Genomic DNA, 8257 nt, shown 5'->3' with positions numbered 1-8257 from the left:
GTTATTCTCTCTACAAATACTCCCTCTCAAAGCGGGTGCAAATGTACAACTATTTTTTCCTACCAAACAAACAAAAAATAAAAAAAATTAATCTTTTTTTTCCTACCCATTCAACATTCAAAACATCAATACAAAGAACTCTTTTCCCGAAAGCGGAGTGCAAAGATAACACGCCTTTTTTAATTAAAAACTAAAAAATAAATCTTTTTTGAAAAAAAATGCAAACACCTAAAAAACAAGCCCGTGAAGATGTCTAATACAACAACCTTTGTCCTATATATATGTACTATAAAAATTAAAAAAATAAGAACAAGTTTCATTAATAGCTAAGCTGCATATTGTACACGATACTAGAAGACATTATCTTTGTCCGGTAAATATATTCTTATGATCAATATAAGCTTGCCAGATGGCAGTGTAAAACAAATGGAAAACGGGACGACTCCTATGGACGTCGCAAAGAGCATTAGTGAGGGACTCGCAAGAAATGTCATTTCTGCAAAATTCAACAAGGAAACTATTGAAACCTCTACCCCACTAACCACCGATGGATCTATAGTTTTATATACCTGGAATGATGACGAAGGGAAAGAAGCTTTCAGACATTCATCTTCTCATGTACTCGCACAAGCTTTACTTGAATTATATCCTGGCGTTAAACTTACAATTGGCCCAGCTATTAATAATGGGTTCTATTATGACTTAGACACTGGAGATCATGTGATTTCTGATAAAGATTTCAAGCGCATTGAAGATAAGATGCTGGAAATAGCTCGTGGAAAACATGATTTTACTATGAGATCTGTTTCAAAAGCTGAAGCTTTAGAGAAATACAAAGCAGAAGGTAATGAGTATAAAGTTGAGCTTATTGAAAATCTAGAAGATGGCACAATTACTTTTTGTGATCATGATTCATTTACAGACTTATGCCGAGGAGGGCACATTCCTAATACAGGAATTATAAAAGCAGTTAAAATAATGAGTGTCGCTGGGGCGTACTGGCGTGGAGACGAAAACAAACCACAACTTACGCGCGTTTACGGAACTTCATTTCCTAAGCAAAAAGAGCTTAAACAATATTTAGAACTTCTTGAAGAAGCAAAAAAGCGAGATCACAGAAAACTAGGTAAAGAGTTAGAGCTTTTTACTTTTTCAAAAAAGGTAGGACAAGGACTCCCTTTATGGCTACCAAAAGGTGCTGCTTTACGCGAAAGACTTGAAAATTTTTTAAAAGATGCTCAAAAAAAGGCAGGTTACGAAATGGTAATCTCCCCACATATTGGACAAAAAGAACTCTATGTAACATCTGGACATTTTGCAAAGTACGGTGAAGACAGTTTTCAAGCAATAAACACTCCTGCAGATGGAGAACAGTTTTTATTAAAACCTATGAACTGCCCCCATCATTGCGAAATATATAATGCGCGTCCGTGGAGTTATAAAGAACTTCCTAAACGCTATGCAGAGTTTGGAACAGTATATCGCTATGAACAATCAGGAGAATTACACGGACTTACTCGTGTACGTGGATTTACACAAGATGATGCTCATATTTTTTGTACACCAGACCAAATAGATTTTGAGTTTAAAAATGTTATAGATTTAGTACTTTACGTTTTTGGCTCATTAGGGTTTGAAAATTTTACAGCTCAAGTATCTTTAAGAGATCCAGAAAAACCAGAAAAATATATCGGTAGTGATGAAAATTGGCAAAAGGCAGAAGATGCTATTTTAAATGCAGCCAAAGAGAAAGGGCTCAATTATGTAGTCGAAACTGGTGAAGCAGCGTTTTATGGTCCAAAACTAGACTTCATGGTAAAAGATGCTCTTGGAAGAAGCTGGCAATTAGGTACCATTCAGGTAGATTACAACTTACCAGAACGTTTTGAACTCACCTACAAAGGCAGTGACAATGAACTACATAGACCTGTAATGATACATCGTGCTCCTTTTGGAAGTATGGAACGTTTTATAGCTATATTACTAGAACATACAGGAGGGAATTTCCCATTATGGCTAATGCCTGAACAAGCCATTATCCTTACACTGAGCGAGAAATATGAGAAATACGCTAAAAAAGTTTTAAATTTGCTAGAAAATCACGAAATTCGCGCCCTTGCAGATAACAGAGGAGAGACTATGGGCAAAAAGATTAGGGAAGCAGAAATGCAGAAACTCCCATTTATGCTGATAGTTGGAGAACAAGAAGAGAAAAATGGTACGATTTCTGTAAGAAGACATGGAGGTGAAGATTTGGGGAGTATGACAGTGGAAGCTTTCGCGAAAGCGGTACAAACCGAAATAAATGCAACAAAAAAAACATTTGAAGTTTAATTTAAATATAGTAAGCCATAGCAATACGTAGAAAAAGATCGAAAGGTCCCGCAAGGATCATTAAGGAAGATCAACACAAGATCAACCAAAAGATACGTGCTCGTGAAGTACGACTTGTAGGAGACAATGTTGAAGTAGGTGTATACCCTATTGCCAAAGCATTAAGTATCGCAGAAGAATTAGAATTAGATCTCGTTGAGATCTCTCCTAATGCTACTCCACCAGTTTGTAAGATCATTGACTACAAAAAGTATGTGTACGAGCAAAAGAAGCGTGAGAAGGTGATGAAGGCCAAAGCCACTAAAGTAATCATCAAAGAAATTCGTTTTGGTCCAAATACAGATGACCACGATTATGAGTTTAAAAAGAAACATGCAGAAAAATTCCTTAAAGAAGGCGCTAAGCTTAAAGCATATGTGTTTTTTAAAGGACGCTCTATTATATACAAGGATAAAGGAGAGATTCTTTTACTTAAGCTAGCTCAAGAATTAGAAGAGTTAGGAAAAGTAGAACAATTACCAAGACTGGAAGGTAAACGTATGACCATGTTTATCGCTCCTAAAAAGAAATAAAATAAATACCATTTTTAATGGTATATACTTATAAAACCCTTGAACTTAAAAGCTCAAGGGTTTATTAACGATAAGATGCCACTACTCTAGAAAGAATATGTTGCATAAAAAGAAAGAGAGTTAATTAATAAAACTAGGAACAGATGCCTAAAATGAAAACAAAATCCAGTGCTAAAAAGCGTTTTAAGCTTACAGGTACAGGTAAAATCAAAAGAAAGCACGCTTTTAAGAGTCACATTTTGACTAAAAAATCAAAAAAGCGTAAGCTTAAACTGACTCATGACGGATTGGTTCATGAAGCAGATCAAAACAATGTTAAGTTAATGCTTCGTTTGAAGTAATAATTTTAACCGGTTAACATTAAATTATAAACCCTGGAGTTAGGCCATTAAATTGAGCAAGTGTTATTAAAAGACCGCCTACTACAAAAAAAGTAAAATTATGCCAAGATCAGTAAACGCAGTAGCTTCTAGAGCCCGAAGAAAAAAGGTAATGAAGCAAGCAAAAGGTTATTTCGGACGTCGTAAAAACGTCTGGACTGTTGCAAAAAATGCGGTGGACAAAGCGATGCAATATGCATACAGAGACCGTCGTCAAAAGAAAAGAAACTTCCGTTCTTTATGGATTACTCGTATTAATGCGGGTGCTCGTATGCACGGAATGTCCTACTCTCAGTTTATGGGAAGAGTAAAAGCAAATGATATCGAGCTTAACCGTAAGGTTCTCGCAGATCTTGCTATGAATCACCCAGAAGCTTTTGCAGCAATCGTAAATAAAGTAAAATAAGGCTCAAGCCGAATTTATAATAACAATTAACTCTTTTAAAAAGCCCTACTCAGTGAGTAGGGCTTTTTTATTATGCTAAAACTTTATATTAATCAACACAGCTCTTTCATTACCAATTAAAAATAACTTCTTTTTCAATGTCTGGATGCAAACTATAATGTACAGGGCAGGTATTTGCAGTATGCTCCAATATTTTTTGTGATTTTACATCTAAGGCATCTGGAAAATTAAATTCAACTTTAATCTTCGAAATTCTTCTCGGATCAGCACTCATTGTTTTGGTTACAACAGCTTCCGTTCCTTTTATAGAAAGGTCCATTTGACCAGCTTTTATCCCCATAATAGTAAGCATACAATTTGCTAACCCCGTAGCTACTGTATCGGTTGGAGAAAAAGCTTCTCCTTTTCCTTGATTATCTACAGGCGCATCTGTAAGATAACTAATACCTGATTTAACATGTACGTTTTCAGTTCTGAGGTCTCCCAAATAGGTCACTTTACTTGTCATAAATATATTTTTATATAAAGATAACGCTTTCGCGAAAGCAATATAGAGGTACATTAATTAAACATTCAAATTTTCGTAAGTCAATATATATTATAAATCTTTAACAATTTACACCTAATTACCCCTGTTAAAACAGCATTTACTTAAAGGTATCTTAAATTATATCCCTATTTTTAAAGATTATCTCATTTATAAGAATTAATTTTCTACATATGAAGTTAAAGTACATAGCATTTTTACTGTTTTCCTTTTTATATATAATCCCTTCTATAGCTCAATTAGGGTCAACTCATTATATTCCTCCACTACATGCACGTCTTACTGGCGATCCTAGCCAAGAAATTGGATCTGCATTTATATATCTCTCGACACCATTTGGCACAGCTCCAGTAAATATTACAATAACCACTGGAGATGGTACTGTTATTCCAAACGGAAACCAAACGATTATTAATGGCGCGCCCGTTTCTGTAGATGTGACCCAATATATGGGTGTTACAGTAAATCAATTAAACACTCCCCTCTCTAATAAAGGGCTTATAGTAAGTGGAACTGAACTTTTCTATATTAGTTTACGGCTTCAATCTCAAAGTGGAAATCATTCAGGGTATATAACTGCAAAAGGAGAAGATGCATTTGGAACTCGTTTTAGAGTAGGTAGTTCTGAACAGAATAACACCTCTCCAAATCATAGTTTCTTTACTAGTTTTATGGCTGTAGAAGATAACACAGTAGTTACCATTTCTGATTATGATACTGGTATTGTTTTTGAACCTGTTGTTACAGACGATACACTTACTATAAACCTTAATGCTGGTGAATCTTATACTATTTCTGGCTATACAGATGTCTTAATAGATGGTAACAATGCAGGTTTTATTGGAGCTCTTATCGAAACAAACGACAGTGATCATCCTATTGTTGTAAACACAGGAAATGTAAATGGTAATGAGCCAAATAGTCCTCCCAACAATGGATCTGATATCATGGTAGATCAAATTGTTCAAGAAGAACTTGTGGGGTTTGAATACTTATTGGTGAGAGGAAATGGAAATCCTTTACTAGAACGAGTCCTCGTTATCGCAACTCAAGACAATACAGATATCTTTGTAAATGGTAATGTAACTCCAGAAGTAAGTTTAAATGCTGGCGAATATTCTTTTATAAGCAATGATGCATTATACCTCCCTAATGACATTAATGAAACGCATCGTAATATGTACATAAGTACTAATGACGAAAACAAATCATTATATGTATATCAATACATTGGCGGATCAAATGATAATAGTCCAAATAGTCCATTTCCAGATGCTACTCCTGGCATGAGTTTTATACCTCCTTTAAGTTGTTTCTTTCAAAACAGTGTAGATCTTATTCCAGATGTAGATGAAGTATCTCCTCTATTCGGAGGTTACGTTGGAAACATAGCTATCACTTCATTTATAGGAAATACTGTAAATGTAAACGGTCTTCCGTTAGATCCAACTACTGCGTTGCAAAACCCAGGGACTATCGAATGGGAAACATATAACGTCGGAAGTTTAAATGGTAATGTAATTATTACTTCAGACGGACCAATTGCTGTAGGGTTAGTTGCCGCAAATTCTGCCGCTGGTTTTGGAGGGTACTATTCCGGTTTTGCTGTTATACCTGAAGATAGTCAGACCGAAGTGTGTACAGGAAATGGCACCATAAACTTATTTGATAGAATAGATGGAAATCCTCCTACAGGAGGAATTTGGTCACCACCTCTCGATAGCGGTACCGATATTTTTGATCCTACAACTGATCCTATTTCGAATCCAACATTAGCATATACCTATACAGCAATGGGTTTTTGTGAAGAAGTTGATATTACAGTTACCGTGACATTAATAGAAACACCGGTAATAGACCCTATCGCAGATATAGATGCTTGTGAAACATTTACACTTCCAGATCCTACGACAATCACTGGGAGTTTTTTAAATAATCCTCAATATTTTACAGATCCACAATCAAACCCCACTACTACACTTATAGATTGGACTATTCCAATTACAACCACCACTACGATATACATATATGATGAAAATGAAGCTGATCCGGAAATTTGTACAGCTGAAATTAATTTTGATGTTATTATTAACGATTTTGCAATTGCAAATGCTGTTCCAGATCAAGTTGTATGTGATGACCCTACAAATGATGGGCTTGAGATTTTTGATTTAACAACTTTAGAAGCTACTGTTTTAGGCACTCAAAATCCTTTGTCATATACTGTTACATTTCACACAACTCAAACAGACGCTACAAACGGAGATAATCCCATTACACCACCTGAGGCATATCAAGCTGGTACTTCAACAATATTTGCTCGTATAGAAAATAATTTAAGTGACATATGTTTTGACACCACTCCTATTAATCTAATCGTAAGCTTACAACCAATAGCAAACCCTGTTCCTGATCAGATTACTTGTGATGACTCTTCAAATAATGGCCTTGAGATTTTCAATTTGACTAACATTGAGACCATATTACTCGGTACGCAAAATCCTTTAGAATATACCATAACATATCACCTTAATCAAATAAGTGCAGATAATGACACAGGAGCTATTGTAACACCAACTGCTTTTAATTCTACTAGTGCTGTAATAATTGTTCGTATTGAGAATACAAGTAATCCAAATTGTTTTGACACCACGGAAATAGTTTTGACAGTTGATTTCTTACCTGAAGCTGTAGCGCCTGGAGATTATGGAATTTGCGACAATACTATTGATGGAGATGACACTAATGGCTTTACAGAGTTTAATCTATCAACACAAGATCTTGTTATTCTTAATGGACAAAGTACTACTGATGTAACACTAACGTATCACAGTAGTCTCATTGATGCACAAACGGATACTGCACCATTACCTAGCTTACATACAAATGCAACCGTAAATAGTCAACCTATTTTTGCAAGAGTAGAAAACAACAATAACCCTTCTTGTTTTACGATTACTACATTTGACATTGTTGTTCACCCACTTCCTATAATTATTAATCCATTACCATTACTAACACAATGTGATGTAGATAATGATGGTTTTGCAATTTTCAATTTAACACAAGCTGAAATCTTAATATCTGCAGATTTCACTAATGAAACATTTCAATATTTTGATCAAGCAAATAATATTATTGCAGATCCAATTGCATATACTAACTCTATAGTCAATAACGAAACAATTAACGTCATTGTATCAACGGTTAATGGGTGCTCTCGCCCTACTCAAATGCTATTAGAAGTAGACACCTCTCAAATTCCTAGTAATTTCTTATTAGAATATACAGCTTGTGATACAGATAGTGATGGAGTTTCTGTTTTTGATTTTAGTGATGCTACAGCACAAGTACTTGGATTATTTCCAGCTGGACAACTACTCACTGTAACTTATTATGAAACACTTCAAGAAGCACAAAGTGAAGTTAGCGCTATTCCAGATATTTCAAACTATACAAATAATATAGCACTTACAGATGTTAACGGTGTGCAAGGAGTGTGGGTTCGTGTAGACGGTGATACCGCAAATGATTGTATTGGTTTAGGGATACACGTACAACTTACAGTACTTCCTAACCCATTATTAAATACAGACGTCGATGACATTACTATATGCAATGACACGCCTATTGCTGCAATTTTTGATTTAACCTCAAAGGATATTGAAATTACTGGAGGAAATCCTGATTATGCCGTAAGCTATTATGCATCTTTAGCAGATTACCTAGCGGTTCCACCTATTCCAATTCCTAATCCAACGATATATCCAAATGCAAGCGAGCCTCAAACTATTTATTATAGTGCTGTAAATACAGTTACTGGTTGTATAACCTTTGATGATGCAAATCTATCTTTCCAATTATTTGTCAATGAAAATCCAACAACTGTTACTCCTACAGATTTATTAGTTTGTGATTTGGATGGTTTAGATGATGGTTTTACTTTAATGGATTTAACGGTTAAAAATGCAGAGATCACAGGAGGATTTGATCCTGATGTATCCATAAGTTATCACTT

6 protein-coding genes are annotated in these 8257 nt (G+C 35.1%); 5 read left to right on the top strand and 1 reads right to left on the bottom strand.

Going from position 1 to position 8257, the window contains the following annotated elements; genetic code table 11:
• Positions 1-387: 387 nt before the first annotated feature.
• The 4 genes from thrS (at position 388) to rplT (ending at position 3692) form a co-directional block, all read left to right on the top strand.
• Positions 388-2334: a threonine--tRNA ligase gene (thrS, locus tag ABJD27_RS18635; RefSeq protein ID WP_348173838.1), complete on the top strand. Its 1947-nt coding sequence runs from the start codon at positions 388-390 to the stop codon at positions 2332-2334.
• 80 nt (positions 2335-2414) lie between these two features.
• Positions 2415-2906 (top strand): translation initiation factor IF-3, encoded by a 492-nt coding sequence (infC, locus tag ABJD27_RS18630; RefSeq protein ID WP_348173842.1) that lies wholly within the window; start codon positions 2415-2417, stop codon positions 2904-2906.
• Between the two features lie 143 nt (positions 2907-3049).
• Positions 3050-3247, top strand: a complete 198-nt coding sequence (gene rpmI / locus ABJD27_RS18625; protein WP_348173836.1) for a 50S ribosomal protein L35 — start codon at positions 3050-3052, stop codon at positions 3245-3247.
• 100 nt (positions 3248-3347) lie between these two features.
• Positions 3348-3692 (top strand): 50S ribosomal protein L20, encoded by a 345-nt coding sequence (rplT, locus tag ABJD27_RS18620; RefSeq protein ID WP_299770347.1) that lies wholly within the window; start codon positions 3348-3350, stop codon positions 3690-3692.
• Between the two features lie 109 nt (positions 3693-3801).
• Here the strand turns inward: rplT and ABJD27_RS18615 are convergent, their stop codons facing one another.
• Positions 3802-4200 (bottom strand): OsmC family protein, encoded by a 399-nt coding sequence (locus tag ABJD27_RS18615; protein WP_348173840.1) that lies wholly within the window; start codon positions 4198-4200, stop codon positions 3802-3804.
• Between the two features lie 212 nt (positions 4201-4412).
• Here ABJD27_RS18615 and ABJD27_RS18610 point away from each other — a divergent pair.
• Positions 4413-8257, top strand: a 3845-nt coding sequence (locus tag ABJD27_RS18610; protein WP_348202084.1) for an IgGFc-binding protein, incomplete at its 3' end; no start/stop codon positions are given.

Source organism: Dokdonia sp. (assembly GCF_039945015.1).
In the GTDB taxonomy this organism is placed as follows: domain Bacteria; phylum Bacteroidota; class Bacteroidia; order Flavobacteriales; family Flavobacteriaceae; genus Dokdonia.
The sequence above is the reverse complement of the archived record's forward strand: the minus strand, read 5'-3'. Positions and strand labels throughout refer to the sequence as shown.

Bases quoted from the DNA above. Each gene is read 5' to 3' on its own strand.
- thrS (WP_348173838.1), top strand. From the start codon at position 388: ATGATCAATATAAGCTTGCCAGATGGCAGTGTAAAACAAATGGAAAAC.
- rpmI (WP_348173836.1), top strand. From the start codon at position 3,050: ATGCCTAAAATGAAAACAAAATCCAGTGCTAAAAAGCGTTTTAAGCTT.
- rplT (WP_299770347.1), top strand. From the start codon at position 3,348: ATGCCAAGATCAGTAAACGCAGTAGCTTCTAGAGCCCGAAGAAAAAAG.
- ABJD27_RS18615 (WP_348173840.1), bottom strand. From the start codon at position 4,200: ATGACAAGTAAAGTGACCTATTTGGGAGACCTCAGAACTGAAAACGTA.